Source organism: Pseudomonas sp. FP1154 (assembly GCF_030687245.1).
Taxonomy (GTDB): domain Bacteria; phylum Pseudomonadota; class Gammaproteobacteria; order Pseudomonadales; family Pseudomonadaceae; genus Aquipseudomonas; species Aquipseudomonas rhizophila.
This window is the reverse complement of the sequence record NZ_CP117465.1, coordinates 4325296-4351050: the sequence shown is the minus strand read 5'-3', so window position 1 is coordinate 4351050 and position 25755 is coordinate 4325296. Positions and strand designations below refer to the sequence as shown.

Genomic DNA, 25755 nt, shown 5'->3' with positions numbered 1-25755 from the left:
CGTCGAAGACGTTCTTCAAGGTCAGGTAGGTTCGGGAGACGCCTCAGCCAATGAGAGGAACCAGCTCAATTGCGAGAGCCTTATGCCGAAGACCGCGCTCAGCGCTAACGCCCGCGCAAACATCACTGAGTTGTCCAAAGTGAAGCCTTCTATCAGCTCCACGCATTTTTCCCGCAACAGACGAAGTGTGTCATCACTCAGGGGCGGCGTCTGATTGAGCCCCTCGCGGGCCAGATCCTGATAGATCTTGAGGGCGTGGTCACACAGGTCCGTTTTTCTCAGGTTCGCCGCCTCAATGACTCGGGACTTATCGGTGTCAAGGATCCATTTACGGGTTCTGAGGTTGTAGCTCAGTGTGCCGGGAGACCCATCTTTGACAGCAACGTGAAGAACCTTCAGTTCTTCGGATGTCAGGCTCGACAGTTCGCTGGGCAATGGGATGTTGGGGTCAGTGAGCGGGGCAAAATACCGGCCATCAAGCGCTTCTACATAAACCCGCTCAAACAGGCTGTCGACAGCATGAACAACGCCTTGTGCAGTGATGACTCGTATCGGGTCGACAAGGTCATCAGCTTCATAGACGGGAAGATGGATGGTCGTTCCACCTATTTGCAGCAGGTTGGAGGACAGTTTTATCTCGACTTGGCCCAGGCGCGTGGCATCCAACTCCCATAGGGAGGCACGGGGTAACCGAGGATTGGCGCCGGCCAATGCACCTGGCGTGGACAGGCGTAACGTCATGTTCGGGCTCAGGTGAACCAGGTAGGTGGCGCCTTCGCCAATCAGGACTTCGATACCCGTTTGTTCCGTGGGCGATGTCAGCAGGGCGCAGGTTGCCCAACTGCGCATGTAATAAGGTTTTTTGTCCAAGGGTTGTAGATAGGCGTACTTCTTTTTGGTAGGCGTCAATGGCAATGGAACGTCTGTTTTCCATTCCACCGGATCTTTCCCTATGAATGTTTCGTCCAGCAACAGGCCATAGTCGGGCGAGGGTTGGACCATACGGTACGACGAGCCGTCGTTCAGGGTGAGGATAAAAGTATGATGCGAACCGAGGGCGGAAAATGCACGCCGACCGGTCTTCGCGTTTTGCGCGCTATAGCGCTCATCGGAACTTGCCAGATTTTTCAATACGACTTGGCGAACACCAAAGTGCAAGGTCAGGCCACATTCGCCATATTTGATGCTGTCCCCTTCATCTTTCTGAGTGACATGAGCCTTGTAGTAGGCCTCGATACGGGTCAGCTCGGCGTTGGCGTAGTTAAGATGAAGGGTGGTGGAAAATTCGCTTTTTTGTTTGACCTTGAGTGTGGTCAGTTCATTGAGATGTGAAACATAGTAGCTGGTGTCTTTGTCATGGCTGATCGGCTGCTCGCTTCGATCAGGCAGGATAGCCGGGTTGCGGGGTGTGCCTGGCTGCACCACAACTGTTTCAATGTCGAGCGGGCTGCTGGATTCGATCGTATCGGGCAGGTCGGGTACCAAATGGTAGCCATCCTGGGTGATGAACGTCAGTCTGTTGTTTTGTAAGGCTCTTGGAAAAGCAGAGTCTTCATAGACTTCCCTGATGGTGACTTTGCGAAACTCCCGGTCGCTTGCATCAAAGCATGAAGTAATGACCAGATGACCGTCTTCAATTCGCCAGCTTTCAATCAGGTCAGCTCTCCAGTCCAGTGCGATGACGCTATTGTCCACACCATTTTCGGTGATGGAAACGTGGCCGGGTTTATGAGCGATGGCATAGATATCCTCACCCGGTCCGCCGTCTGCGTTGCGGTTATTTCCATTGAGAATGAAAATTCGGTCATCTCCCGCGCCGGCGTCGATTGAATCGTTGCCGCGGGACCTGATGATGTTTGGGCCGGCTGTCCCCTTGATGATGTTGGCACCACCCTCGGGAATTTCTACGTTTTCAATGCTTTCAAGGTCCGCATGGCGATGAGGCTTGCTCTGCGTGTCATGACTTTTTTGAGTGATGATGGACACTTGCCCGGCGTCCAGGTCGACCTGGTAACCCAGACGCGGCTCCTGATGACTGCTGCTACGGCCCGACAACACCACGGTGTCGTTGCCCAAGCCACCCACCAGGTTATTTGCTGACGTTTCACTGAGGGTTTCCGTGGAGCCTTCAAAGATAAACACGTCGTCTTTTGTGCCCCCGGTCAGTTTTTTAACGCCCGCCCCGTAGTGAAAGACGTTTGGCTTGTTTTCGACGCCTTCAACGATGTCGTTGCCGCCGCCGATGTACCAATGGATAGCTTTATGTTCGGCCGACGTTTCAATGACTGCGCCGGGCGTCTGAGCCGTAACGCCTTTACGCGCATCGATCCGGTCGTCGTTGTCTTTGATCTTCGGACGGACTGTCGTCGCCCGGTACCTGGCACCGGTCCACCAGTTCCAAGTGTTGTAGGGCACCGGTTCAAGCTCCACGGTGAATGTACCGTTTACGATTGCCTCAGTGCTGTCTTTCAGTGGGCCTTTGAGCAAGTGCGAGGCATTGGCCTGCAGCAGCTTTGTATGTTCGGCGGTAGCCTTGGCGATGGTGTAGCGATCCTGGATATCTTTATCAGGGCCCATTGCCCAGAAGGCCAACCAACCAGTGCGCAGACGCTCGTGTACGGTGAGTTCTATGTAGTCGTCGATGTCATCGACTTGACGAACCGCGCCCCAGATTTGTGAGCCAACCACCAGGATAAGTCCGGCGGCAAGGCCCGCAGGACCGGCTGAACCAAACCCCGCCAGCGCCGCTATGCCAATGGTTAAGGTCATCGCGGCGCTGGTGACGCTCAAGGCTGCGCTGACATAGTGGTCGGTGGCTTCTTTGCCAGTGGCGTGGGCAGCCGCCTTGAAAGAATCGACCGCGGCGATGATATCGAAAGGAAGTGTCAGGACGCTGGCAATCAGCCCACTTCCACGGGCGAGGCGCGTGGCAAAGGTCGTTTTGGCAAAGCCCTCGAGGGAGCGTTGGCCGGCCCTGATCATCTGAGAGGCTTGTCTGGTCACCGCAGCTTCGACACCGATTGAAGCGACTTCGGCGGCCACGCTGGTCCCATTGAAAATGGTCTGGTAGGAGTCCTTGTTACGGATGGCGTCTTGCAGGCCGCGCAGACCGCTATAGATTCCGAAGGCCTGAAGTCCAAGCCCTGTAGGGATGAGGATATTGCTCTTGGTTGTATTTGCCCAACTGAATGCTCCATGGCTAAGCCCTTGTATATCGAGCCTTTGGGCCGATTTCAGGAGTTTTTCCAGCGTTCTCCGATGGCTGGCGGGTTCGGCCTGTGTTTCAGGCGTTTGCCTCAATAATGGGGGCGCGGCGGGTGAGCGCTGGCTCGCCATTTCAAACAGCAACGTGGGCAGCCGATAGTCGTTTGCGTCGGCGGTCAGTTTGAGCCGTGTTTCAATATTGTTTGCGTTGAACTGTAACGAGTTCACGAAAAAACGATTGAGGCTGCGGAAAAAAGTATTGTCGCCGTTCAGCGGCTGTCCATCGGTGGTTGCGCCTAACGTATCCAGGGCTGAACGGGTGACAGTCACGGAACCGATGTGCAGCGGGCCGTAAAGTTTGTCGACGATTTCGAGTTGGGCTTGTCTATGTTTGTGCTCCGAACTCAGCTGCGTCCCATCGGCAGTCTTGAAATCGAGTGTTTCGATGGTGTGCTTATTTGTAGGCACGCCTAAGTCGGTAATGACTACGGCATAGTCGTCGGGCACCGGGCCGGGCTGGAAAATCTGGGCCATTGTGAACGTCCTTGTTCAACGATGATTGAGTGGCCCTATATGTAAGATGCTTCCTGGCGGGGTGTATATCGATGGGTTGTTTCTACGTTTTGCGAAAGCCTCGAGTAAAAGATGAGGCTGTTTCGCAAAGTCAGGGACTCAGTGAGTGGACATCAAAGAGGCCGCGCCCGCACTGCCAAAGAGTCCTGCGCTGATGCGGTTGAACCAACTCTGGCCTTTACCCGTTCGCAGATACCGCGCCGCGCCGTGGGCGCCGAGACCGTAAGCCAGCTTGCAGAGCAGGTCAAGAACGGTCCAGGTGGCGATCATGATCAGCAGTTGCGGCAGGAACGGTTGTTCGGCGCTCAAGAACTGCGGCAGGAAAGCGGCGAAGAACAGAATGTCCTTGGGGTTGCTGGCACCCAGCACGAATGCCCGGCCGAACAGGGCGCGAAAGCGCGGGATGGCTGCGGCCTGGGGCACTTCGGCACCCTGGGACGGCTGGCGCGATTGCTGCCAGCTCTGCCAGGCCAGGTAAAACAGATACAACGCGCCGACCATCTTCAGGGCGCTGAACAGTTGCTCTGACGCCAACAACAGTGCGCCGAGGCCCAGCGCCGATGCGCTCAGCAGGCAAATCGAGGCGATCACGCCACCCAGAAACGCCGGATACGAACGGCGCAGGCCATAGTTCAGGCTGTTGCCGATCATCAGCAACGACAGTGGGCCGGGGATGAGGATCACCACCAGAGCGGCGCCGCTGAACAACAGCCAGGTTTCCAGATTCATTGCTTTGCTCCTGATGCAAGAACGCCTCACCCGACGGGGTGAGGCTGATGAATAATCCCGCCTACAAGAAGATGAACTTGGCGATGAAGATCGCGCAGAGCACCCACAGACTGACAGAAATTTCCTTGTGTTTACCCGTGCCGGCCTTAAGCACCACATAGGTGATGAAGCCCAGCGCAATACCGTCGGCGACCGAAAAGGTCAGGGGCATCATGATGGCCGTGACGATGGCCGGGATGCTGTCGGTCGCTTCGTCCCATTCGATGTGGGCCATGCCCCCCATCATCAGCATGGCGACATAGATCAAGGCCCCCGCGGTAGCGTAGGCGGGGATCATCCCGGCCAGGGGTGCGAAGAACATCGCGGCAATAAATAGCACACCAACCGTCACGGCGGTAAGCCCTGTACGGCCACCCGCCGCGACACCGGCGGCGCTTTCCACGTAGCTGGTTACCGGCGGCACGCCGACCATGGCGCCGAACACGCTGGAGGCGCTGTCGGCTTTCAACGCCTTGGACAGGTTCTCGATCTTGCCATCAGGTTTGACCAACCCGGCACGCTGGGCAACGCCCATCAGGGTGCCGGCGGTGTCGAACATGTGCACGAACAGGAAGGCCAGCACTACGCTGATCATGCTGACGTTGAATACGCCGACCACATCCATCGCCATCCAGGTGGGCGCCAGGCTCGGAGGCGTCGACATGACCCCGTTGTATTGCACCAGTCCCAGGCCCCAACCGGCCAGGGTCACGGCGATGATGCTGATCAGGATCGCGCCGAACACGCGGTGATAGCTGAGCACGGCGATCATCAGGAAACACACCGCAGCCAGTAACGGGCCGGGCTCGTGCAGGGAGCCGAGCTTGATCAGGGTAGCGGGGCTGTCCACGACGATGCCGGCGGTCTTCAGGCCGATCAGTCCGAGGAACAACCCGACTCCCGCACCCATGGCATAACGCAGGCTCACCGGAATGCTGTTGAGCAGCCACTCACGCACCCGCGACAGGGTCAGGAACATGAACAGCACCCCGGAAACAAACACCGCGCCCAATGCGGTTTCCCAGTTGTAGCCCATGGTGCCGACCACGGTGTAGGTGAAAAACGCGTTCAGGCCCATGCCCGGTGCCAGGCCCACCGGCCAGTTGGCGTACAGGCCCATCAACAGGCAACCCAGGGCGGCGGCGATGCAGGTCGCGACGAATGCGGCGCCGTGATCGATGCCGGCGTCGGCCATGATGTTGGGGTTGACGAAAATGATGTAGGCCATGGTGATGAAGGTCGTCAGACCGGCAATCAGCTCGGTCTTCACCGTGGTGCCATGCAAGCTGAGTTTGAAGATGCGCTCCAGCCAGCCAGTGCGTAGTGGCGGCGAGAGGTCCAGCGTCCGGGCTTCGGGTTTGCGGCTTTCCACAGCGAGTACTCCTCAAGAGTTTTATTGTTATTTCCAGCACGCCCGCCCCCTGAGGGTGGCGGCGTTGCTTTGAGGCAGGTAAGGCCGGCGAGGTTTTTTGACCTTATGGTCAAGAACTCGCACGAAGCGAATTATGCTTTTGTATACAAATAAAGCAAATAATGTTTTCTATGTTGTCGACGAAAAGTCTGGGAGGTAGGGATATATCGACTGTGAAGACGCCATCGCGAGCAGGCTCGCTCCCACAGGGGAGCTGCGTCGTTCACAAAATTTGTGCGCATGGGGGATCCATTGTGGGAGCGAGCCTGCTCGCGATGGCGCCGGTTCTGACGCTACAAATCCCTCAGCTCGCCGAACCCTTGCCCAATCCCAGGTTCACCGCCAACCACCCATCCACCGCCTCCTCCCCAGCCTCGGCAAACACCCGCTCGAGCAATTTCACCTGCTCGCGACGCAACGCCTGTTCGAAGCGCTCGCCCTCGGCCGTCAGTTCCAGCAGCCGCTTACGCTTGTCGGTCTCGGACGCGACGCTGTTCACCAAATGCATTTCCATCAGCTGCCGCAACGGCATGTTCAACGCCTGTTTGCTCACGCCGAGCAGCGTCAGCAATTCCTTCACGCTCAGGGATGGGTAACGGGCGATAAAAAAAACGATGCGCTGATGCACCCGGCTCAGCCCGCGACGCTCAAGCATTTCATCGGCCTTGGCGGTAAACGCCTGGTAACCGAAGAAGAACGCTTCCATGGCCATTTGCTGGGAGGCCGGGTTTTTAAGGTCAAGCATGTTGACGTATCCAGAGAGGTCGGAGTAATTTCGGTCAACTAGTTTGACTCATTTTTCCAGTGACCCGCTACAGGTGACCCCCATGGCTTTTTCCGAACGTGTCTCGCGCCTCAAAAGTTCTTTGATTCGAGAAATCCTCGCCGCCGCGCAGCGTCCTGAAGTGATGTCGTTCGCCGGTGGCCTGCCGGCCGAAGCCATGCTGCCGAAAGTCGAATGGGCGGCCATGCCGGTGTCCATGGGCCAATACGGCATGAGCGAAGGTGAACCGGCCTTGCGCGAAGCCCTGGCGGCACAGGCGCGGTCATTGGGCCTGGCGTGTGAAGCCAGTCAGGTGCTGGTGGTCAGCGGCTCCCAGCAAACCCTCGACCTGGCGGCCAAGCTGCACATCGATGTCGGCACTCAAGTCATGCTGGAAGCGCCGACCTACCTGGCCGCGTTGCAGATTTTCCAGCTGTTTGGCGCCGACTGCATCACGGTGCCCCTGGAGGCCGATGGGCCTGATCTGAAACAGTTGCGAGCCCGACTGGAACAGTATCGCCCCGCGTTTATCTACCTGATTCCCACCTTCCAGAACCCTTCGGCGGTGCGCTACAGCGAGGCCAAGCGCGATGCCGTGGCGGCGCTGCTGGATGAGTTCGGCGTGACCTTGGTGGAAGACGAGCCCTACCGCGAGCTGACCTTCGACGGCGGCAGCGCCACGCCGATTGTCAGTCGCTTGAAGAAGGCCAGCTGGATCTACACCGGCACTGTGTCGAAAACCTTGTTGCCCGGGCTACGTGTGGGTTACCTGATCGCCAGCCTGGATCTGTTCCCACACCTGCTGCGGCTCAAGCAGTCGGCGGACCTGCACACCAATCGCATCGGTCAGTGGCAGGCATTGCAATGGATCGGTACCGAGCAGTACCAAAGCCATTTGAGCGAGTTGAGGGATTTTTACCGGGATCGTCGGGACCGGTTCCAGGCGGCGCTGCAAACACATTTTTCCGATATCGCGCATTGGAACGTGCCTCAGGGCGGGCTGTTTTTCTGGCTGACCCTCAAGCAACCGCTGGACACCCGCACCTTGCTCGACGCCGCGCTGGCTGCCGACGTCGCGTTCATGCCGGGAGAGCCGTTCTTTCCCGAGCCGGACAAGCATCCGGGGCACCTGCGGTTGAACTTCAGCCACATTGACCCGGCGCGGCTGGATGAGGGGCTTAAGCGGTTGGCGGGGGTGGTGCGGGAGGCTTTGGCGGTAAAAGCAGCCTGACTTATGTGGTGACTGGACTGGCCCCATCGCGAGCAGGCTCGCTCCCACAGGGTTCAGAGTCGATCACAAAACCCAGTTATCCACAGTTCCATTGTGGGAGCGAGCCTGCTCGCGATAGGGCCCGCAAATACACCATAAAACTATCAGACTGCCGCAAACCGCTTATCCAGATAATCAATGATCACCTTGGACTCATACATCCAGGTGGTCTCGCCGTTCTCTTCGATGCGCAGGCACGGTACTTTGATCTTGCCGCCTTGCTCCAGCAGCGTCTGGCGATCCTGCTCGTTGTTTTTTGCATCCCGCAAGGCCACCGGCACGTTGAGGCGGTGCAGGGTGCGGCGGGTCTTCACGCAGAACGGGCAGGCGTGGAACTGATAGAGCGTCAGGCTGCGGGCGGCCTGATTGACTTGCGCCTGGGCTTCGGCCGGACGTTGCTTCTTGCCGGGGCGGGTGATGAAGTCGATGAAAATAATCAGCTGGCCCAGGCCAACTCGCAGCGCTTTGACGATCACGGTATTAAGCCTCACGACAGGGAAGAAGAGGGCGCGCAGCTTACCTGATTTTTCACGGGCGAAAAAAAACCGGCGATCAATGCCGGTTTTTTTCATGCGGGGGGTTACTTGATCAGGCTGAGGAACTCGCTGCGGGTCGCGGCGTTTTCGCGGAACTCGCCAAGCATCACCGAGGTGATCATCGAGGAGTTCTGCTTTTCCACACCGCGCATCATCATGCACATGTGCTTGGCTTCGATCACCACCGCCACGCCCAGGGCACCGGTCACCTGTTGGACCGCGTCGGCGATCTGGCGGCTGAGGTTTTCCTGGATCTGCAGGCGACGTGCGTACATGTCGACGATGCGTGCGACTTTCGAAAGCCCCAGCACCTTGCCACTCGGAATGTAGGCCACATGGGCCTTGCCGATGAAGGGCAGCAAATGGTGCTCGCACAGCGAGTACAACTCGATGTCCTTGACCAGCACCATTTCGCTGTTGTCGGAGCTGAACAAGGCACCGTTGGTGACTTCTTCGAGGGTCTGTTCGTAACCGCGGCAGAGGTACTGCATGGCCTTGGCAGCGCGCTTGGGCGTGTCGAGCAGGCCCTCGCGGGAAACGTCCTCGCCCAGTTGGCCGAGAATCGCGGTGTAATTCTGTTCCAGAGACATGAAACTACCTGTGGGATTTTACGCAAAGGGCAAGGGTACGGTGGCGGACACGGCGCTGCAAGCTCGGCAATCGGGTGCTACTCGTCGCGGCCTTCCATCATGGTGCGCTTGAGCATCACGTACACCGCCCCGGCGCCACCGTGTTTCGCCTGGCAGGAGGTGAAACCCAGCACTTGCGGGTGCTGGCGCAGCCAGGTGTTGACGTGGCTCTTGATCATCGGCCGCTTGCCGTCCAGCCGCACGGCCTTGCCGTGGGTGACGCGCACGCAGCGGATTTCGAATTTGGTGGCTTCGGCCAAGAAGGCCCAGAGGGTTTCCCGGGCCTTTTCCACGGTCATGCCGTGCAGGTCGAGGCTGCCTTCGAAGGGAATCTGGCCAACCTTCAGCTTGCGCATCTGGCTTTCCTGAACGCCGTCGCGAGCCCACATCAGCTCGTCTTCAGGACCTACGTCGATCACGAACTGGTCGGACAAGCCATCCACGGTGGTGGCGTCGGTGCGCACCGTGGCGGCCTGGCGCAGCTTGGCGATTTGTGCGCGATCCGCCTTGGGTTTGCCGGTTTCGGCACGGTCGTGCTTGATCGGTTTAACACCCTGGATCGCACTTTTGAACAGGGAAAAGTCGTCGTCTTGCATGTCAGCCTCCGCGAAGGCCGGCCAGTTTACCCAACTCCTGCGGGATCCGGCGCGACAAAACGTCGGGCGGCGGGTCAGTCGTGCTTTTTCATCAAGTGCGGAGCCATGGCCAGCTCCAGGGATTGGCGGGCCCGACGGCGGCAAAGACGCCACAGCCACACGCCCAACAGCAGTACCAGCAAGCCGATCACCAGAATGATCGTTGAGCCGAGCGGGGTTGCGTTCAACTCGCCCAGGGCGGGCGGGCGACCCAGCAGGCTGGCGGCGCCGGCCATCGACAGCAGTACACCGAGCGTTGCCAGGAGCGCCGCGAGCGCGGCACCGAAACGCAAGCGCCAGTTGCTCGGGCCTTTGGGCCGCAAGCGACGTGCGTCAAAACCATCGGATAACTTCATTCCGACCTTCCTCAATGGGTATCGGCCCTTCGACCGGAAGATGTTCGGGTTGTTCCTGACACTACGGCAATTGCGGCAAATGAGAGGCTTTTGCGGATAAGCGGCGCAACGGGCCGCTTATCGAAGGGGTGTCAGATGAAATCGCGGGTCAGGGCCAGGGTGGCGAAGTTGTCCGCCATGATCGCCATTTCGGTCTGGTGCACGTGTTCGGCGCTCAGGACTCCGCCCTTGTGCGGCAGATCGCGAGTGGCGCAGGCGTCTTCGACCAGGGTGCAACGAAAGCCCAGGTTCTTGGCGGCACGCACGGTGGTGCTGACGCTGGAATGGCTCATGAAACCACAAACGATCAGGTCCAGGGGGCCGAGGTCCTCCAGGCGCTTTTTCAGTTCGGTGCCGTGAAACGCGCTGGGCAGCAGTTTTTCCACCACGGTTTCGTCCCCCTGGGGTTCCAGGCCGCTAATGAACTCCCCGCGTTCGCCCTGTGGGTCGAACAGCCCGCCATGGGTGCCCAGGTGACGCACATGCACGATCGGCCGGCCGGCAGCACGGGCCGCGCCGAGCAATTGCTTGATGTTCGCGACCGCCGCATCCATGCCACTCAACGCCAGGGGGCCGGCGAGGTATTCTTTCTGGGCATCGATGATGATCAGCGTCGCTTGACTCAGATTGGCCGCCGCGTAACCGCGACCGCTGAGTTGAAACATCGTTTTTGGAACGGACATTCTGGGGCTCCTTCGAGTGGGGCTTTTGCGACATTCTCCTCTGGCTGAGCGGTTCTGTGAATCGCTTCCATCGCAAGGGCCGTCGTTGCTGGCCTACAGCCTTGTCAAGATGTCTGTCTTGTTCAATAGTCAGCGCGAAAAACGGATAAATCCTACATCTGCCCCGTCCTTTTTCGTGCGTGTTTGAGGTGTGTTTGAGGCGTGCTTTGGTGAGGGGAGTGTTTGGCTGGTAGACTCGCCAGTCGTTTTTTCTGGAGTTTGCCGCCGTGATCACTTCCCGTCTCCGTACCCTGCGCGACCATATACGTTGGGCCGTCAGTCGTTTCCATGGAGAGGATCTGTTTTTCGGCCATGGCACCGACAATGCGTGGGATGAAGCCCGGCAACTGGTGTTGGGCGCGTTGCATCTGCCGTGGGAGATTGCCGATAGCTACCTGGACTGCCGTCTCGAAGATGAAGAGCTGGTCCATGTGCAACGCCTGCTGCGCCGACGCATCGCCGAACGCATCCCGGCGGCCTACCTGCTGGGTGAAGCCTGGTTCTGCGGAATGTCTTTCATCGTCGACGAGCGCGTGCTCATTCCACGCTCGCCCATTGGTGAACTGATCGAAAACCGTTTTGCGCCCTGGCTGGGTCAGGAACCGGCACGGATTCTCGACCTCTGCACCGGTTCCGGCTGCATCGGCATCGCGTGCGCTTTCGAATTCCCGGAGGCGGAGGTGGTGCTGGCTGACCTGTCGTTCGAAGCGTTGGAAGTGGCCAACCAGAACATCGAGCGTCACGGCGTCGACGAGCGCGTGTTCACTGTCCAGGGGGATGGTTTCGAGGGCTTGCCGGGCCAGCGTTTCGACCTGATCGTGTCGAACCCGCCCTATGTCGATGCCGAAGATTTCGCCGACATGCCCCAGGAGTATCAGCACGAGCCGGAGCTGGGCCTGGCCTGTGGCGATGATGGCTTGAACCTGGTACGTCGGATGCTGGCCGAGGCCGCCGACCATCTGACCGAGAAGGGTTTGTTGATTGTCGAGGTGGGCAACAGCCAGGTCCACGTCGAGGCGTTGTATCCGGAAGTCGATTTTGCCTGGCTGGACTTCGAACGCGGCGGGCATGGTGTGTTCATGCTCAGTGCCGAACAGTGCCGTCAGCATCAGGCGTTGTTTGCTTCGCGGGTTTGACGACAATTGATCTGACGGGCGCGCCCGGGTCTGTCACCGAGGATGCAAACCTGTGGGAGCGAGCCTGCTCGCGATGAGGGGGTGTCAGTCAGTTTGAAGACTGCTGACACGACGCCATCGCGAGCAGGCTCGCTCCCACAGGGGTTAGGCGGTGTTCAGTCTTAGCTACGCGTCGCAATCCAGATCAACAACCCGGCCTGGAACATGGCAAATGCCACCAGGCAGGTGATGGTGAAACGCAGGCCGTTGTCTTCGCGTTTGAACTTGGCGACCTTTTCTTCCTGCTGCTTGAGTTTGACTTCCTGCTCCGCCAGGTTCTGCTCGGCTTGCTGGAGCATTTGCGCGGCTTCGAGAATTTCCACGAACTGCAGTTTTTCGGTGTTCCAGTCCCCCAGCAGATTGCCAACCTGGGCTGGCTTGACGCTGCCTTTGAGGTGCTGGGCGTCGGCGTAGACCACTTCGAAACCATGAGCTTTCAGGAAGTGGTCGCGGCGCAGGCGGGTGTCTTCGTTCAGCGCGTCCTTGTTATTCAGGTCGCTGCCATCGACCCGGTAGCTCGACCAGCGCTTCTTGGCCCAGGTAATGCCCTGTGCGGCGAGGAAGCGGCCAATGCCACGGTTCAGCGGCTCGACCTGCAAGCTGTCCGGGGAAAAATACAGGCGTTTATCGACGTGGTCGGCCCAGACGTCCAGGTGATTCTGTTCCTTGCGCACCCGCTGGCCCGGCAACTGGATGCTCATGCGCAGCAAACTGCGCTCCTTGCTGTGGCGCTCGGCATAGCTGAATTCGACAAACCGCAGCGGCCGCGCACCCGTGGCACGGTCGGTCTTGAGCGGTGCCAGCCGGAGCATTTTATGGTGCTCGGCCTGCACATCCGCCCAAGGCAGCTCCGCCGCTGGAGCGGCGGGCGTTTCGGCGGGGGTGTCGGGTGAAGTTTGAGTGTCAGTCATAACGGCAAAATCCTGTCCAGGCCGGCCCGTCGGCAGCCATGGCGCTGTCCGACACCGGTCTATCGGCCGTTTTTGCCAGGACTGGAGGGGAAAAACCGCTTATCGAGCGGGTAATGAGCTAATAAAACCCAGAATGTGTGTGCCCAGTTCGGCCGCCAGGGGCAGGTTTGGATTTTTGTAGGAGGCCAATTGCAGCTCCATGTCGTTGGGGACGATGCGCATGACATGGTTCATGCCCTTGATCAGCGCCAGCTCGGCGTCGGGTTTGGCGGCTTGCAACTGCCTGGCGTCATCGACGCTGACTTGAATGTCATGGCTGCCCTGGATAATCAACGCTGGCATCTTCAGCGCCGCGAAAGCCTGGGCCGGCGTCTGGCGGAACAGCGAGATCAGGTAGGGCTGCACGCTAGGGCGAAAGATGACCTGCAGTTGCGGCGGGACATTTGGGTCGAGCCGACCGGCCTTGAGGCTGTCCAGCAGCTCATTGGCGCGCACCATCAGGGGGGGAGGGAGGCGGCTGCTCAGTTGTTGACGCAGCACCTGGTCGATCGGCCGGGCACTGCCGGACAGCGAGATGACCGCAGCTGCATTGGCCTGGGGCGCGGCGAGACTGGCGATCAGTGCGCCTTCGCTATGACCCAACAGGATCAATGGACCCATTCGCGGATCGGCAGCCAGTTTGCGGCTCCAGGCCACGGCGTCGGCCACGTAGGCTTCGACGCTCAGGTTGCGTTCGTCCGGGGTCGCCGCAAGGCTGGCGGCCACCCCGCGTTTGTCATAGCGCACGCTGGCGATGTTGTGCTTGGCCAGCACCCAGGCCAGGCGCTTGAGGCTATCGTTGCGCCCGCCGTCGGGGTTGTTTCCGTCACGGTCGGTAGGACCCGACCCGGAAATGATCAGGACAACCGGCACCGGTGCGTCGGATTTGGGTAACAGCAGCGAGCCGAAAAGCTCGCCGTTGCCGGTGTCGAGGCTGATCGGTCGTTGCAGGACGGTGGCCTGGGCCAGGCTGGAAAGCAGGCCGGTCAACAGGGCAAGGCTCAAGGCAAGCAGTTTTAACATCATCACGCCATTAGTTACGAAGGTGCCGGTTGGACTGACAGGCATCGATAAGGTTCGAGGATGAACTCGTCGGGGAGCCTGCGTATACTGGCGCCCACTACGAATCCAAGGTTGAGTCTCTCAGCGTTTTTCACGGAGCACCCTGCATGTCCGGCAATACCTACGGCAAGCTGTTCACCGTTACCACCGCGGGCGAAAGCCATGGCCCGGCGTTGGTCGCCATTGTCGACGGCTGTCCGCCGGGCCTGGAGATTACCCTGGACGATCTGCAGCGTGACCTGGACCGGCGCAAGCCGGGCACCAGCCGCCACACCACCCAGCGCCAGGAAGCCGATGAAGTCGAAATCCTCTCCGGCGTGTTCGAAGGACGCACCACCGGCTGCGCCATTGGCCTGCTGATCCGCAACACCGACCAGAAGTCCAAGGACTACTCGGCCATCAAGGATCTGTTCCGCCCGGCCCACGCCGACTACACCTACCACCATAAATACGGCGAGCGCGACTACCGTGGCGGCGGCCGCAGTTCGGCCCGGGAAACCGCCATGCGCGTGGCGGCCGGCGCGATTGCCAAGAAGTACCTGGCCAGCCAGGGCATCGTGATTCGTGGCTATATGAGCCAGTTGGGTCCCATCGAAATCCCGTTCAAGACCTGGGAGTCGGTGGAACAGAATGCCTTCTTCTGCCCCGACCCGGACAAGGTGCCGGCCCTTGAGGCCTACATGGACCAATTGCGTCGCGACCAGGATTCGGTCGGCGCGAAGATCACCGTGGTGGCCGAAGGTGTGATGCCGGGCCTGGGCGAGCCGATCTTCGACCGGCTCGACGCCGAACTGGCCCACGCGCTGATGAGCATCAACGCGGTGAAGGGTGTGGAAATCGGCGCCGGTTTCGCTTGTGTCGCCCAGCGTGGCACCGAGCACCGCGACGAGCTGACCCCGCAAGGTTTCCTCAGCAACAATGCTGGCGGCATCCTCGGTGGCATTTCCTCGGGCCAGCCGATCGTGGCGCACCTGGCATTGAAGCCAACCTCCAGCATCACCACGCCGGGGCGCTCCATCGACATCCATGGCAACCCGGTGGACGTCATCACCAAGGGCCGTCATGACCCGTGCGTCGGCATCCGCGCCACGCCAATCGCCGAGGCGATGATGGCGATCGTGCTGATGGACCACCTGCTGCGTCATCGCGGCCAGAACGCCGATGTGCGAGTCAGCACCCCGGTGCTGGGCCAGCTTTGATGGCTGACCTGCCGACCGCCGTGGCCTGACGACCATGGCGGCTCTGCCGTACTGGCGGCTCTCCAGTTTCTATCTGTTCTATTTCGCGCTGCTTGGTTCGACGGCGCCGTTTTTGGCGTTGTATTTCGATCACCTGGGGTTCAACGCGGCGCGCATCGGCGAGCTGGTGGCTATCCCCATGCTGATGCGCTGTGTGGCACCGAATATCTGGGGCTGGCTTGGGGATTACACCGGTCAGCGCCTGGCGATCGTGCGTTTTGGCGCCATTTGCACGCTGCTGACGTTCTCGCTGATCTTCATCGACCAGAGCTACGCCTGGCTGGCGCTGGTCATGGCGCTGCACGCGTTCTTCTGGCACGCGGTGTTGCCGCAGTTCGAAGTCATTACCCTGGCCCACTTGAGCGGGCAAACTTCGCGCTACAGCCAGATCCGCCTGTGGGGCTCCATCGGCTTCATCATTACCGTGGTCGCGCTTGGCCGGCTTTTCGAATGGTTGAGCCTGGACATTTACCCGGTGGCGCTGGTGCTGATCATGGGCGGCATCGTGCTCGCCAGCTTCTGGGTCCCCAATGCCCAGCCGACACAGGGGCCGCGAGTCGCGGGGGAAGGTTTTCTGCGGCAACTGCGCAACCCTGGGGTGCTGGCGTTTTATGGATGTGTGGGGCTGATGCAGGTCAGCCACGGGCCGTATTACACCTTTCTGACGCTGCACCTGGAAGGCCTGGGTTACAGCCGCGGGTTGATCGGTATGCTCTGGGCCATTGGCGTGGTCGCGGAAGTCTTGATCTTCCTGCTGATGAGCCGGATCCTGGCGCGGTTTTCCGTGCGTCGGGTGCTGCTGGTGAGTTTCCTGCTGGCGGCGTTGCGTTGGCTGCTGCTGGGCTCACTGGCCGAATTTCTCTGGGTCCTGTTGTTTGCCCAGGTGCTGCACGCGGCGACCTTCGGCAGTTTTCACGCCGCTGCCATCCATTTCGTGCAACGTAGCTTCGGCCCACGCCAGCAAGGCCAGGGCCAGGCGTTGTACGCCGCCCTGGCCGGCATGGGCGGGGCGTTGGGCGCGTTGTATTCCGGCTACAGCTGGAACGCCCTGGGTGCCAGTTGGACTTTCAGCATCGCCAGCCTCGCAGCCTTCGCTGCAGCCGTTATCATTGCCACACGTATGCAAGAGGACAGGCCATGAGCCTTACCCGTGAACAGCTCGCCCGGGAAATCATCGACGCCGGGCGTTTTTTGTATGGCCGCGGCTGGTCCCCGGCCACCAGCAGCAACTATTCGACCCGGCTTGCCCCTGATCAGGCCTTGCTCACCGTGTCCGGCAAGCACAAGGGGCAACTGGGCCTGGATGATGTGCTCGCCACCGACCTGGACGGCAACAGCCTGGAGCGCGGCAAGACACCCTCCGCCGAAACCCTGCTGCACACCCAGCTGTATCGCTGGCGCCCGGAGATCGGCGCGGTGCTGCACACCCATTCCGTGAATGCCACGGTGTTGTCGCGCCTGACCCACCAGGCTTTCATCGACTTTGAAGACTACGAACTGCAAAAAGCCTTCAGCGGTGTGTCGACCCACGAATCCTGTGTCCGCGTGCCGATTTTCGACAACGACCAGGACATCGCGCGCCTGGCCGGCCAGGTGCAGCCGTGGCTCGAGGCTCACCCCGATTGTGTCGGCTACCTGATTCGCGGGCATGGCCTGTATACCTGGGGGCCGAGCATGAACGATGCCCTGCGCCAGATCGAAGCGTTCGAGTTCCTGTTTGAGTGTGAGCTCAAGACCCGCGCACTCCTGAACCGTTAATTTGCTGGAGCCCTAACCATGAGCAGCCTGTCCGTCTATCACGTCTCAAGCCCCGACATTCCGAACAAGGTGCTGACCCATTTCGAAGACATCGCCGCGACCCTGGCCGATAAAGGTGTTCGCTTCGACCGCTGGGAAGCGGCAACGAAAATCCAGCCAGGCGCCGGCCAGGACGAAGTGATTGCCGCCTACAAGACCCAGATCGACCGGTTGATGACCGAGCGCGGCTACGTCACGGTCGACGTCATCAGCCTCAACAGCGATCACCCGCAAAAAGCCGAACTGCGGGCCAAATTCCTCGATGAACATCGCCATGCTGAAGACGAAGTACGATTTTTCGTCGCCGGTCGTGGCCTGTTTACCCTGCACATCGACGATTACGTCTACGCCGTACTGTGCGAAAAGAATGACCTGATCTCGGTGCCTGCGGGCACGCCGCACTGGTTCGACATGGGCGAGCATCCACATTTCGTTGCCATTCGCCTGTTCAACAACCCGGAAGGTTGGGTCGCGAAGTTCACTGGCGACGACATCGCCAGCCGTTTCCCGCGCCTGGAGGACTGAGCCTGTGTCGATCAAAGCCATTCTCACTGACATCGAGGGCACCACCAGTGCGGTGAGTTTCGTGTTCGATGTGTTGTTTCCCTATGCCGCCAGGCATCTTCCGGATTTCGTTCGTCAGCATGCCAACCGCGCCGACGTCGCCGAGCAATTGGCAGCGGTGCGGCAGGACAATGGTGAGCCGGGGGCTGACACCGAGCGCGTCATCGCGATTCTGCTGGAGTGGATCGCCGAAGACCGCAAGGCCACGCCGCTCAAGGCGTTGCAGGGCATGGTCTGGGAGCAGGGGTATCAGGCGGGGCAGTTGAAAGGGCACGTTTACCCGGACGCGGTGCAGTCACTGCAGCGCTGGCATCAGCAAGGTTTACGGCTGTTCGTTTATTCCTCGGGCTCGATCCAGGCACAGAAGCTGATTTTCGGCTGTTCCGAGGCTGGCGATCTGTCGCCGTTGTTCAGTGGTTATTTCGACACCACATCGGGACCCAAGCGGGAAGTCCAGTCCTACCAGCGCATCAGCGCGGCGGTGGGCGTAGCCCCGGAGGAGATTCTGTTTCTGTCGGACATCGTCCAGGAACTGGATGCGGCCCGTGATGCCGGCATGGCTACGTGCGGAGTGGCGCGCGAGGGCGGTGAGCTGCAAGGGCATGTCACGGTGGACAGTTTTGCCCGGATCGATCCTGCGCGTTTTTGATAGAGGACTGTGGGAGCGAGCAAGCTCGCTCCCACAACACGATCAGGCGCTGTGATAGGTCGGCAGCGCAAAACGATGCTGGCTTTGCAGCATGGCGATCTGCGGCAACTCGCTGGCCTGTTCCGCCAGGTCGCGACGGATTGCGCTGATTGCCCAGGACAGTTGGTCCCCGGCGTGCAACTGGGCGTAGGAAATTGTGCGTTTAAACAGTTTGCCTTCGCTGTTGCGCAAGGTCAGCAGGATACCGCCATCCGGGCGGGCCTGAGTGGTCACTTCGTAGTTGGAGAAGAGGGACGCAAACTTTTCTTGAATCATGTTCATATTTGACTGCTCCATGGTGGTGGCAAACCGTGGAGAGGTAGTTGCAGTGTCTGTGCCAGCGTTGGGCTTGATTAAAAAACGTTATAAAACAATCAGTTAACAATTCCTCCTATTTTTGCTTTCGTGCAACTTGCATGAATGGCCATCGTGCATCCTGCATTTTGCGTGGTCGGCTGATCTTTTGTTGAACCAAATGGATTTCTGGCGCTCATGCTCCGCCTGTCCGGAACGGTGGATACAAAACATTGCAAAAACCGCATGTACAGCGCCGGAATCGCTGGCGTAATTTCGAGCGCAATTGAGCTCCAGCCCGACAACAAGAACCCAGACCCACGAGGTCGAACGGGAGTGACCATGAGTCGTACATCCAGCGACGCCATTACCTGGGGCAAGATGCTGCGCAAGCTACCCACTATTGCCAGGGCCATTCCCCGTATCGTCAAAGGCATGAAGCTCGCCAACGTCCAGGACCCGACCCAGCCTTGCGGCCTGGGCTGGTGTTTCGAACAGGCCACCCAGCGCAATCCCCAAGGGCCGGCGTTGTTGTGTGGCGACACGGTATTGAGTTACGCGCAGGCCAACGAACAGGCCAATCGCATCGCTCATTACCTGTTGGCACAGGGCATCGGCAAGGGCGACTGCGTGGCGATTTTCATCGAGAATCGGCCAGAGATGCTGGTGACGGTGCTGGCGGTGGCGAAGGTCGGGGCGGTCAGCGCCATGCTCAACACCTCGCAGACCGGGGACGCGCTGGTGCACAGCCTGGCGTTGGTCACGCCTGTCGCGGTGGTGGTCGGGGCAGAACGGGTCGCGGCCTTCAACGACGTGCGAGCCCGCACCTCACTGTCCGGCCACCGAACCTGGTGGGTAGCCGACCAGGACGGCGCCGCCGCCCCTTCCGATTACCTTGACCTGATAAGTAGCAGCGCCAGCCATCCAGGTGACAACCCGGCCAGCAGTCAGCAGGTTTTTTTCAACGACCCATGTTTTTATCTCTACACCTCGGGCACTACCGGGCTGCCCAAGGCCGGGGTGTTTCGCCACGGGCGCTGGATGCGCACTTCCACCAGTTTCGGCCTGATCGCCCTGGACATGCAGCCCGCGGATGTCTTGTATTGCACGCTGCCGCTGTACCACGCCACGGGCCTGTGCGTGTGCTGGGGAGCGGCGATCTGCGGCGCCTCGGGGTTTGCGATCCGGCGCAAGTTCAGCGCCAGCCAGTTCTGGAGTGACGTTCGCCGTTACCGGGCCACCACCCTGGGCTATGTCGGTGAATTGTGTCGCTACCTGGTCGACCAGCCCGCCAGTGCCGAGGACCGGCGGCACGAGGTCCGGAAGATGATCGGCAACGGCTTGCGCCCCGGGGCATGGTCGGCCTTCAAGACGCGTTTTGGTGTCGACCATATCTGCGAGCTGTACGCGGCCAGCGACGGCAATATCGGCTTCACCAATGTGCTGAATTTCGACAACACCGTCGGATTTTCCCTGATGGGCTGGGAATTGGTGCAGTACGACCATGACAGCGGGGCGCCGTTGCGCAACCTGCAAGGCCGGATGCAGAAAGTACCCAAGGGAGAACCGGGCCTGCTGATGGCGCGCATTGACGACAAGGCGCCGCTGGACGGTTACACCGATCCGGCCAAGACCGAAAAAACCATCTTCAAGGACGTCTTCGTTCCTGGTGACCGTTACTTCAATACCGGTGACCTGCTGCGCAACATCGGCTTCGGCCATGGGCAGTTCGTTGATCGCCTCGGTGATACCTATCGCTGGAAGGGCGAGAATGTCTCCACCACGGAAGTTGAAAACGTATTGCTACAGCACGCGCAAATCGCCGAGGCGGTGGCTTATGGCGTCGAAATCAATGGCACCAATGGCCGCGCCGGCATGGCGGCGATTACTCCGTCCGAATCCCTGGCTACCCTGGATTTTGCTGAGCTGTTGCAATTTTTGCAGTGCAAGTTGCCGGCCTATGCGGTGCCGTTGTTCTTGCGCATCAAGGTAAAAATGGACACCACCGGCACCTTCAAATACCAGAAAAACCGCCTCAAGAGCGAAGCCTTCGACCCGTGCGCCACGGACGATGAGCCGGTCTACGCCTGGCTGCCCGGCACCGCGACCTATGTGCGGGTCGACCGGCAACTGGCGGCGCAGATTCAGCAGGGACAGTACCGTTATTGATTCTGACTATGCACGGTGCAGAGAAAAAAGGGATGACAGGCCTGGAGTCCCTCGGGAAACTAGTCGCTTTGCGAAGACTTAAGTGGAGTTTCCCATGTCCGATACAAGCCGCCAGATGACCCCGGAAGAGGCTGCGGAGTTTGCCGAACAGGTGTTCAATGTCGCACGCCAGGGTGACGCCGCCATGATGGCCGCCTTGCTGAGCAAAGGTTTGCCCCCCAACCTGCGCAATCACAAGGGTGACACCTTGCTGATGCTGGCCGCTTACCACGGGCATGTGGAGACGGTGAAGGTATTGCTGGAAAACAAGGCCGATCCGGAAATCCGCAATGACAATGGCCAGAGCCCGATTGCCGGTGCGGCGTTCAAGGGCGACCTGGCCGTGGTCACCGCGCTGGTAGACGGCGGGGCGCAGGTGGAAGGCTCGTCCTTCGATGGTCGCACCGCGTTGATGATGGCGGCGATGTTCAATCGTGTGGAGATCGTCGATTACCTGATCAGCAAAGGCGCCGACCCCAAGGCCAAGGATGCAAACGGCGTCTCGGCGCTGGATGCAGCCAGGACCATGGGCGCGGTGGATACCACGGCGCAGTTGGAGAAGTTGTTGGGTTGATCCCTATCTTTTAGGGCTGCTTTGCAGCCCAGCGGGGATAAATCCCCTCGCCACAAAAGCTCCCAGGCCACAGCTTTCTGACTCAATCAATGTGATGCGCTATCCTGCGCGCCCTCAAAACCCAATCGCCACAGGATTTTCCCCATGAAAGCCGCACTCGTCGAACTCATCAGCAAAATAAGCTCCGGCTGCCTGGGCGATGCGGACGTTGCGAAAATCGCTGACGAAGCGGCCCAGGCCTACGCCGACCCGGCGGCTTTTCTGGCGGCCAACCCGGACATCAACTACGACGACAGCTTCCCGATTCCACTGGGCGAGTGGGTGGTGGTGGGTAGCCTGCCGGACACCGTGTTGTTTCAGGCCGACACTTATGTAGAGCTGTTCGAACAGATCGTTGCCTCGTTCGGCCCCGGTGTGGCCTTCAACCTCAAGCCCAAGCAACTGGCGAAAACCGAAGCCCTGACGGCGCTCAATCGCATCCAGATCCAGATGAGCAGTCTGAACAAGGAAAACGGCGCTTATGTGCTGATGAATTTCAGCCAGTTGCTCGACGATGAACTGCAAATGGTTCTGGTGTATGGCAACGACGTGCCGCGCGTGCTGGAGCTGTGCGCCGAAGTCGGCATCGCCGCCGCGCCGGCCCTGGAAGCGTTGAAGGTTGCGATCCACGTCTGACGCAATAAAACGGAACCCTCGCCGGGCCCCCGCTATCCTAAGTGGGCATATCACCATCTGGGAGCGACACCATGGGTTCCACCTTCAACGGCCTGATTGGCCTGATCATCCTGGCGCTCGATATCTGGGCGATCATCAATGTGCTCAAGAGTGGCGCGGGAACGGGGGCAAAAGTCCTGTGGGTGCTGTTGATCCTTCTGTTGCCGGTGCTGGGCCTGATCATCTGGGCGATTGCCGGGCCGCGAGGCAACGTGCGGATCTGACCGCTTTTTGATGTTGCCCGGCAGGCCTCGGCCGCCGGGCATTGCGACCCTGTCGCGACGGTATCAGGCCGTCGCCAGTGCGTGTTTTTTCGAGGTCTTCAGGAAACTCAGCAAGGCCAGCAGCGGGAAGCCGCTGCCGACGATCACCACCCATAACCAGCCGCCGCGCTCGTACACCGCGCTGGCAATCGATGAACCAAACGCGCCGCCGACGAAGATGCTGGTCATGTACAGCGCATTGAGACGACTGCGGCTTTTGGCATCGAGGGCATAGATGGTGCGCTGGCCCAGGACCATGTTCATCTGCACACAGAAATCCAGCACCACGCCCGTAACCGCCAGGCCGATGACGCTGTAGAGCGGATGGATGAACGCTGGCAGAAAACTCAGGCTGGCCAACAGCATTGCCAGCAACGAAGCGATGCGGGTATGACCGGCATCCGCCAGGCGACCGGCAATGGGCGCGGCGATGGCGCCAATGGCACCGACCAGGGCGAACAGGGCGATTTCAGTTTGCGACAGGCCATGATTGCGCGACAGCTCCAGCGGCACGGCGGTCCAGAACAGGCTGAAGGTGGCGAACATGCAGGCCTGGTAAAAGGCTCGTTGGCGCAACAATGGCTGCTGGCGCAACAGGGTGCCGAGCGAGCCCAGCAGCTGGCCATAAGAGGCGCTGTGGTCGGGTTGGCGCTTGGGCACGGTCAATGCGAGGACGATGCTGATCGCCGCCATCAAGGCGGCGGCGATCATGAACATCGCCCGCCAGCCGAAGTGATCGGCCACCACGCTTGAGATCGGCCGCGCCAGCAGAATCCCCAGCAGCAGGCCGCCCATGATCCCGCCCACGACCCGCCCTCTGGACTCTTCCGGGGCCAAGTGCGCGGCCAGCGGGATCAGGACTTGCACCGACACCGAACTGAACCCCACCAGCAGCGAGACCAGCAGGAACACGTTCGGCTGGTCGGTGAACGCTGCCGCCAACAGACTGGCAATCGCCACAACGGTGGTGAGGATCATCAGGCGCCGGTTTTCCAGCAGGTCCCCCAGTGGCACCAGGAAAAACAGGCCCAGGGCATAACCGATCTGAGTCAGCGAGACGATCAGGCTGGCCATGGTGCTGCTCAGGCCGACGTCGGGTGCAATCAGTTCGATGATGGGTTGGGCGTAGTAGATGTTGGCGACAATGGCGCCGCAGCAGAAGGCGAAGAGCAGGACCATGCCGCGAGTCAGGCTTGTACCGGCGGGCACGGAGGAGGGATGGGCACTCATGGCAATCTCATTAGTAGCTTGAAAGGATGGCGTGAGGCTAAAGAGTTAGCGGGCTCTGGAACAGGCTTTGTGGCTGATATCGGACATGCTTGCTATTGATGATGAAACAGGCGTGATCGTTCCCACGCGGGGCCTGGGAACGATCAAATGTGGATAGGACGTTATTGCCCGCTGTAGATCTGGTCGAAAACCCCACCGTCATTGAAGTGAGTCTTCTGCACTGTGCGCCAGTCGCCGAAGGTTTTTTCCACGGACAGGAAGTCCACTTTCGGGAAACGGTCGGTGTATTTGGCGAGTACCGCAGGGTCCCGTGGGCGCAGGTAGTTGGCGGCGGCGATTTCCTGGCCTTCGGGCGACCACAGGTACTTGAGGTAGGCCTCGGCGGCCTCGCGAGAACCTTTCTTCTCAACCACTTTATCGACCACGCTCACCGGTGGCTCGGCTTCGGCAGAAACGCTCGGGTAGATCACCTCGAACTGGTCGCGGCCAAATTCGCGGGCGATCATCTCGGCTTCGTTTTCAAAGGTCACCAGTACGTCGCCGATCTGGTTGGTCATGAAAGTGGTCGTCGCGGCACGGCCACCGGTATCCAGTACCGGCGCCTGCTTGAACAGTTTGCCGACGAAGGCTTTGGCCTTGTTCTCGTCACCGCCATTCTTGAGCACATACCCCCAGGCCGACAGGTAGGTGTAGCGACCGTTGCCGGAGGTCTTTGGGTTGGGCACGATCACCTGCACGCCGTCCTTGAGCAGGTCGGGCCAATCTTTCAGCGCTTTCGGGTTGCCCTTGCGCACGATGAACACGGTGGCCGAGGTGAACGGGGCACTGTTGTTCGGCAAGCGGGTGACCCAGTTTTCGGGCACCAGTTTGCCGTTATCCGCCAGGGCATTGATGTCGGTGGCCATATTCATGGTGATGACGTCAGCTGGCAGCCCGTCGATCACCGAGCGTGCCTGCTTGCTGGAACCGCCGAAAGACATCTGCACGATGATGTTTTCGTTGTGCTCGGCCTGCCAGTGTTTCTGGAAAGCCGTGTTGTAGTCCTTGTAGAAATCGCGCATCACGTCATAGGAAACGTTGAGCAGGGGCGGGGCGGCGTGGGCCAGGCTGCCAAAGGTCAGGCCAGCGGCGAGAAGGGAGGCACCAAAGAAGTTCTTCACTGCGAATTCCTTTTTATTTGAAAGGGGTTCCGGGCAATTAGCCGGCACACTAGCGGCAAGCCAATAGGCCATCAAGCATTAAAAAGTGCTTTGCTTATTCCAATTTCTTAAACAGCGCATTGCCGCAACGGGAGCAGAACGCAGCTCCATGATCGTGGTTGTTTTTGCTGCAGACCGGACAATCATGCTTGAGCTGGTCACCGCGCATGGCCGTGGCCAGCTCAGCGGTGAAAATGCCCGTCGGCACGGCGATGATCGAGTAACCGGTGATCATCACCAGGGACGAAACCACCTGGCCCAATGCCGTCTTGGGCACGATGTCGCCAAAGCCCACGGTGGTCAGTGTGACGATGGCCCAATAGATGCCCTTGGGAATGCTGGTGAAACCGTTCTCGGGACCTTCGATGACGTACATCAAGGTGCCGAACACGGTCACCAGGGTCGAGACGCTGACCAGGAACACGATGATTTTCTGCTTGCTGCCCCGCAGCGCCGCCAGCAGGTAGTTGGCTTGCTTGAGGTAAGGGCTGAGCTTGAGCACGCGGAAAATCCGCAGCATGCGAATGATGCGAACGATCAGCAGATACTGGGCGTCGCTGTAGTACAGCGCCAGGATCCCGGGCACGATCGCCAGCAAGTCCACCAGGCCGTAGAAGCTGAACGCATAGCGCAGGGGCTTGGGCGAGCAGTACAGGCGCAGGCCATATTCGACGATGAAGATGAAGGTGAACCCCCATTCGATGGCGGCCAGCAGGGAGGCGTAGTTCTGGTGCACGCTGTCGATGCTGTCGAGCATCACGATCACCAGGCTGGCGAGGATGATCAACAGCAGTGTGCTGTCGAAGCGCCGGCCGGCCACGGTGTCGGTCTGGAAAATGATCACGTAGAGGCGTTCACGCCAGTTGCTGCTATCCATAACCTTCGCCTGAACC

General features: G+C 59.8%; 26 protein-coding genes. 11 read left to right on the top strand and 15 right to left on the bottom strand.

Annotated elements, in window-relative coordinates; all coding sequences use genetic code 11:
- Window positions 1-21 precede the first annotated feature (21 nt).
- The 4 genes from PSH91_RS19515 to PSH91_RS19500 all read right to left on the bottom strand — a co-directional run bounded on the left by PSH91_RS19515 (window position 22) and on the right by PSH91_RS19500 (window position 6701).
- A complete protein-coding gene (locus tag PSH91_RS19515) occupies window positions 22-3738 on the bottom strand; it encodes a calcium-binding protein (protein ID WP_305466529.1) in 3717 nt (1238 codons plus the stop codon).
- A 138-nt stretch (window positions 3739-3876) separates the two neighbouring features.
- On the bottom strand, window positions 3877-4506 hold the full coding sequence (locus PSH91_RS19510; protein ID WP_305466528.1) for a LysE family translocator: 630 nt from the start codon (window positions 4504-4506) through the stop codon (window positions 3877-3879).
- Between the two features lie 61 nt (window positions 4507-4567).
- A complete protein-coding gene (locus PSH91_RS19505; protein WP_076383799.1) occupies window positions 4568-5917 on the bottom strand; it encodes an NCS2 family permease in 1350 nt (449 codons plus the stop codon).
- Window positions 5918-6260: 343 nt separating this feature from the next.
- A complete protein-coding gene (locus PSH91_RS19500) occupies window positions 6261-6701 on the bottom strand; it encodes a MarR family winged helix-turn-helix transcriptional regulator (protein ID WP_160893128.1) in 441 nt (146 codons plus the stop codon).
- A gap of 82 nt (window positions 6702-6783) precedes the next feature.
- On the opposite strand from PSH91_RS19500, the gene PSH91_RS19495 reads away from it, so the two are divergent.
- The gene (locus PSH91_RS19495; RefSeq protein WP_305466526.1) at window positions 6784-7950 is read left to right on the top strand and encodes a PLP-dependent aminotransferase family protein; all 1167 of its coding nucleotides are present in this window, start codon (window positions 6784-6786) and stop codon (window positions 7948-7950) included.
- A 143-nt stretch (window positions 7951-8093) separates the two neighbouring features.
- On the opposite strand, the gene PSH91_RS19490 is transcribed toward PSH91_RS19495, so the two are convergent.
- The 5 genes from PSH91_RS19490 to PSH91_RS19470 all read right to left on the bottom strand — a co-directional run bounded on the left by PSH91_RS19490 (window position 8094) and on the right by PSH91_RS19470 (window position 10867).
- The gene (locus PSH91_RS19490; RefSeq protein ID WP_047229660.1) at window positions 8094-8465 is read right to left on the bottom strand and encodes a glutathione S-transferase N-terminal domain-containing protein; all 372 of its coding nucleotides are present in this window, start codon (window positions 8463-8465) and stop codon (window positions 8094-8096) included.
- A gap of 104 nt (window positions 8466-8569) precedes the next feature.
- Complete coding sequence (gene folE, locus PSH91_RS19485; RefSeq protein ID WP_003204506.1) at window positions 8570-9115, bottom strand: GTP cyclohydrolase I FolE; 546 nt, start codon at window positions 9113-9115, stop codon at window positions 8570-8572.
- 77 nt (window positions 9116-9192) lie between these two features.
- Window positions 9193-9750 (bottom strand): Smr/MutS family protein, encoded by a 558-nt coding sequence (locus PSH91_RS19480; RefSeq protein WP_025214971.1) that lies wholly within the window; start codon window positions 9748-9750, stop codon window positions 9193-9195.
- Between the two features lie 74 nt (window positions 9751-9824).
- Window positions 9825-10145 carry a hypothetical protein gene (locus tag PSH91_RS19475; protein WP_047229627.1) on the bottom strand — a complete coding sequence of 107 codons (321 nt, stop codon included), beginning with the start codon at window positions 10143-10145 and terminating at the stop codon, window positions 9825-9827.
- Window positions 10146-10276: 131 nt separating this feature from the next.
- Window positions 10277-10867 (bottom strand): cysteine hydrolase family protein, encoded by a 591-nt coding sequence (locus tag PSH91_RS19470; RefSeq protein WP_047229626.1) that lies wholly within the window; start codon window positions 10865-10867, stop codon window positions 10277-10279.
- A 266-nt stretch (window positions 10868-11133) separates the two neighbouring features.
- Here PSH91_RS19470 and prmB point away from each other — a divergent pair, with 266 nt between their 5' ends.
- Complete coding sequence (gene prmB / locus PSH91_RS19465; protein ID WP_047229625.1) at window positions 11134-12042, top strand: 50S ribosomal protein L3 N(5)-glutamine methyltransferase; 909 nt, start codon at window positions 11134-11136, stop codon at window positions 12040-12042.
- Between the two features lie 161 nt (window positions 12043-12203).
- On the opposite strand, the gene PSH91_RS19460 is transcribed toward prmB, so the two are convergent.
- Both PSH91_RS19460 and PSH91_RS19455 read right to left on the bottom strand, forming a co-directional pair.
- A complete protein-coding gene (locus tag PSH91_RS19460) occupies window positions 12204-12992 on the bottom strand; it encodes a hypothetical protein (protein WP_107321767.1) in 789 nt (262 codons plus the stop codon).
- 99 nt (window positions 12993-13091) lie between these two features.
- Window positions 13092-14057 (bottom strand): alpha/beta hydrolase, encoded by a 966-nt coding sequence (locus PSH91_RS19455; RefSeq protein WP_107323240.1) that lies wholly within the window; start codon window positions 14055-14057, stop codon window positions 13092-13094.
- A 143-nt stretch (window positions 14058-14200) separates the two neighbouring features.
- On the opposite strand from PSH91_RS19455, the gene aroC reads away from it, so the two are divergent.
- The 5 genes from aroC to mtnC are packed head-to-tail and all read left to right on the top strand — an operon-like array spanning window position 14201 to window position 18341.
- The gene (gene aroC, locus PSH91_RS19450) at window positions 14201-15292 is read left to right on the top strand and encodes a chorismate synthase (protein WP_047229623.1); all 1092 of its coding nucleotides are present in this window, start codon (window positions 14201-14203) and stop codon (window positions 15290-15292) included.
- Between the two features lie 34 nt (window positions 15293-15326).
- Window positions 15327-16472 carry an MFS transporter gene (locus PSH91_RS19445; RefSeq protein WP_047229622.1) on the top strand — a complete coding sequence of 382 codons (1146 nt, stop codon included), beginning with the start codon at window positions 15327-15329 and terminating at the stop codon, window positions 16470-16472.
- A complete protein-coding gene (locus PSH91_RS19440) occupies window positions 16469-17089 on the top strand; it encodes a methylthioribulose 1-phosphate dehydratase (RefSeq protein ID WP_107321768.1) in 621 nt (206 codons plus the stop codon). The genes PSH91_RS19445 and PSH91_RS19440 overlap by 4 nt, the downstream gene beginning before the upstream one ends.
- Window positions 17090-17107: 18 nt before the next feature.
- The gene (locus tag PSH91_RS19435) at window positions 17108-17653 is read left to right on the top strand and encodes an acireductone dioxygenase (protein WP_047229620.1); all 546 of its coding nucleotides are present in this window, start codon (window positions 17108-17110) and stop codon (window positions 17651-17653) included.
- A gap of 4 nt (window positions 17654-17657) precedes the next feature.
- Window positions 17658-18341: an acireductone synthase gene (gene mtnC / locus PSH91_RS19430; protein WP_274091340.1), complete on the top strand. Its 684-nt coding sequence runs from the start codon at window positions 17658-17660 to the stop codon at window positions 18339-18341.
- Window positions 18342-18383: 42 nt separating this feature from the next.
- On the opposite strand, the gene PSH91_RS19425 is transcribed toward mtnC, so the two are convergent.
- A complete protein-coding gene (locus PSH91_RS19425) occupies window positions 18384-18662 on the bottom strand; it encodes a DUF3509 domain-containing protein (protein WP_042732342.1) in 279 nt (92 codons plus the stop codon).
- 354 nt (window positions 18663-19016) lie between these two features.
- Between PSH91_RS19425 and PSH91_RS19420 the strand changes: the two genes are divergently transcribed.
- The 4 genes from PSH91_RS19420 to PSH91_RS19405 all read left to right on the top strand — a co-directional run bounded on the left by PSH91_RS19420 (window position 19017) and on the right by PSH91_RS19405 (window position 22394).
- A complete protein-coding gene (locus PSH91_RS19420; protein ID WP_305466522.1) occupies window positions 19017-20843 on the top strand; it encodes a long-chain-acyl-CoA synthetase in 1827 nt (608 codons plus the stop codon).
- 94 nt (window positions 20844-20937) lie between these two features.
- Window positions 20938-21456 (top strand): ankyrin repeat domain-containing protein, encoded by a 519-nt coding sequence (locus PSH91_RS19415; protein ID WP_047229617.1) that lies wholly within the window; start codon window positions 20938-20940, stop codon window positions 21454-21456.
- A gap of 144 nt (window positions 21457-21600) precedes the next feature.
- Window positions 21601-22131, top strand: coding sequence for a hypothetical protein (locus PSH91_RS19410; RefSeq protein WP_274091342.1), 531 nt, complete (start codon window positions 21601-21603; stop codon window positions 22129-22131).
- Window positions 22132-22202: 71 nt separating this feature from the next.
- Window positions 22203-22394 carry a PLDc N-terminal domain-containing protein gene (locus tag PSH91_RS19405; RefSeq protein WP_047229615.1) on the top strand — a complete coding sequence of 64 codons (192 nt, stop codon included), beginning with the start codon at window positions 22203-22205 and terminating at the stop codon, window positions 22392-22394.
- A gap of 63 nt (window positions 22395-22457) precedes the next feature.
- On the opposite strand, the gene PSH91_RS19400 is transcribed toward PSH91_RS19405, so the two are convergent.
- From PSH91_RS19400 to PSH91_RS19390, 3 genes are all read right to left on the bottom strand, one after another.
- Window positions 22458-23663, bottom strand: a complete 1206-nt coding sequence (locus PSH91_RS19400) for an MFS transporter (protein WP_305466520.1) — start codon at window positions 23661-23663, stop codon at window positions 22458-22460.
- 161 nt (window positions 23664-23824) lie between these two features.
- Complete coding sequence (locus tag PSH91_RS19395) at window positions 23825-24823, bottom strand: sulfate ABC transporter substrate-binding protein (protein WP_047229613.1); 999 nt, start codon at window positions 24821-24823, stop codon at window positions 23825-23827.
- Between the two features lie 94 nt (window positions 24824-24917).
- A complete protein-coding gene (locus tag PSH91_RS19390) occupies window positions 24918-25739 on the bottom strand; it encodes an ion transporter (RefSeq protein WP_047229612.1) in 822 nt (273 codons plus the stop codon).
- Between the last annotated feature and the right edge of the window lie 16 nt (window positions 25740-25755).

Bases quoted from the DNA above. Each gene is read 5' to 3' on its own strand.
- PSH91_RS19515 (WP_305466529.1), bottom strand. From the start codon at position 3,738: ATGGCCCAGATTTTCCAGCCCGGCCCGGTGCCCGACGACTATGCCGTA.
- PSH91_RS19510 (WP_305466528.1), bottom strand. From the start codon at position 4,506: ATGAATCTGGAAACCTGGCTGTTGTTCAGCGGCGCCGCTCTGGTGGTG.
- PSH91_RS19500 (WP_160893128.1), bottom strand. From the start codon at position 6,701: ATGCTTGACCTTAAAAACCCGGCCTCCCAGCAAATGGCCATGGAAGCG.
- PSH91_RS19495 (WP_305466526.1), top strand. From the start codon at position 6,784: ATGGCTTTTTCCGAACGTGTCTCGCGCCTCAAAAGTTCTTTGATTCGA.
- folE (WP_003204506.1), bottom strand. From the start codon at position 9,115: ATGTCTCTGGAACAGAATTACACCGCGATTCTCGGCCAACTGGGCGAG.
- PSH91_RS19480 (WP_025214971.1), bottom strand. From the start codon at position 9,750: ATGCAAGACGACGACTTTTCCCTGTTCAAAAGTGCGATCCAGGGTGTT.
- PSH91_RS19475 (WP_047229627.1), bottom strand. From the start codon at position 10,145: ATGAAGTTATCCGATGGTTTTGACGCACGTCGCTTGCGGCCCAAAGGC.
- PSH91_RS19470 (WP_047229626.1), bottom strand. From the start codon at position 10,867: ATGTCCGTTCCAAAAACGATGTTTCAACTCAGCGGTCGCGGTTACGCG.
- PSH91_RS19460 (WP_107321767.1), bottom strand. From the start codon at position 12,992: ATGACTGACACTCAAACTTCACCCGACACCCCCGCCGAAACGCCCGCC.
- PSH91_RS19455 (WP_107323240.1), bottom strand. From the start codon at position 14,057: ATGATGTTAAAACTGCTTGCCTTGAGCCTTGCCCTGTTGACCGGCCTG.
- aroC (WP_047229623.1), top strand. From the start codon at position 14,201: ATGTCCGGCAATACCTACGGCAAGCTGTTCACCGTTACCACCGCGGGC.
- PSH91_RS19445 (WP_047229622.1), top strand. From the start codon at position 15,327: ATGGCGGCTCTGCCGTACTGGCGGCTCTCCAGTTTCTATCTGTTCTAT.
- PSH91_RS19440 (WP_107321768.1), top strand. From the start codon at position 16,469: ATGAGCCTTACCCGTGAACAGCTCGCCCGGGAAATCATCGACGCCGGG.
- PSH91_RS19435 (WP_047229620.1), top strand. From the start codon at position 17,108: ATGAGCAGCCTGTCCGTCTATCACGTCTCAAGCCCCGACATTCCGAAC.
- PSH91_RS19425 (WP_042732342.1), bottom strand. From the start codon at position 18,662: ATGAACATGATTCAAGAAAAGTTTGCGTCCCTCTTCTCCAACTACGAA.
- PSH91_RS19420 (WP_305466522.1), top strand. From the start codon at position 19,017: ATGAGTCGTACATCCAGCGACGCCATTACCTGGGGCAAGATGCTGCGC.
- PSH91_RS19415 (WP_047229617.1), top strand. From the start codon at position 20,938: ATGTCCGATACAAGCCGCCAGATGACCCCGGAAGAGGCTGCGGAGTTT.
- PSH91_RS19410 (WP_274091342.1), top strand. From the start codon at position 21,601: ATGAAAGCCGCACTCGTCGAACTCATCAGCAAAATAAGCTCCGGCTGC.
- PSH91_RS19405 (WP_047229615.1), top strand. From the start codon at position 22,203: ATGGGTTCCACCTTCAACGGCCTGATTGGCCTGATCATCCTGGCGCTC.
- PSH91_RS19400 (WP_305466520.1), bottom strand. From the start codon at position 23,663: ATGAGTGCCCATCCCTCCTCCGTGCCCGCCGGTACAAGCCTGACTCGC.
- PSH91_RS19390 (WP_047229612.1), bottom strand. From the start codon at position 25,739: ATGGATAGCAGCAACTGGCGTGAACGCCTCTACGTGATCATTTTCCAG.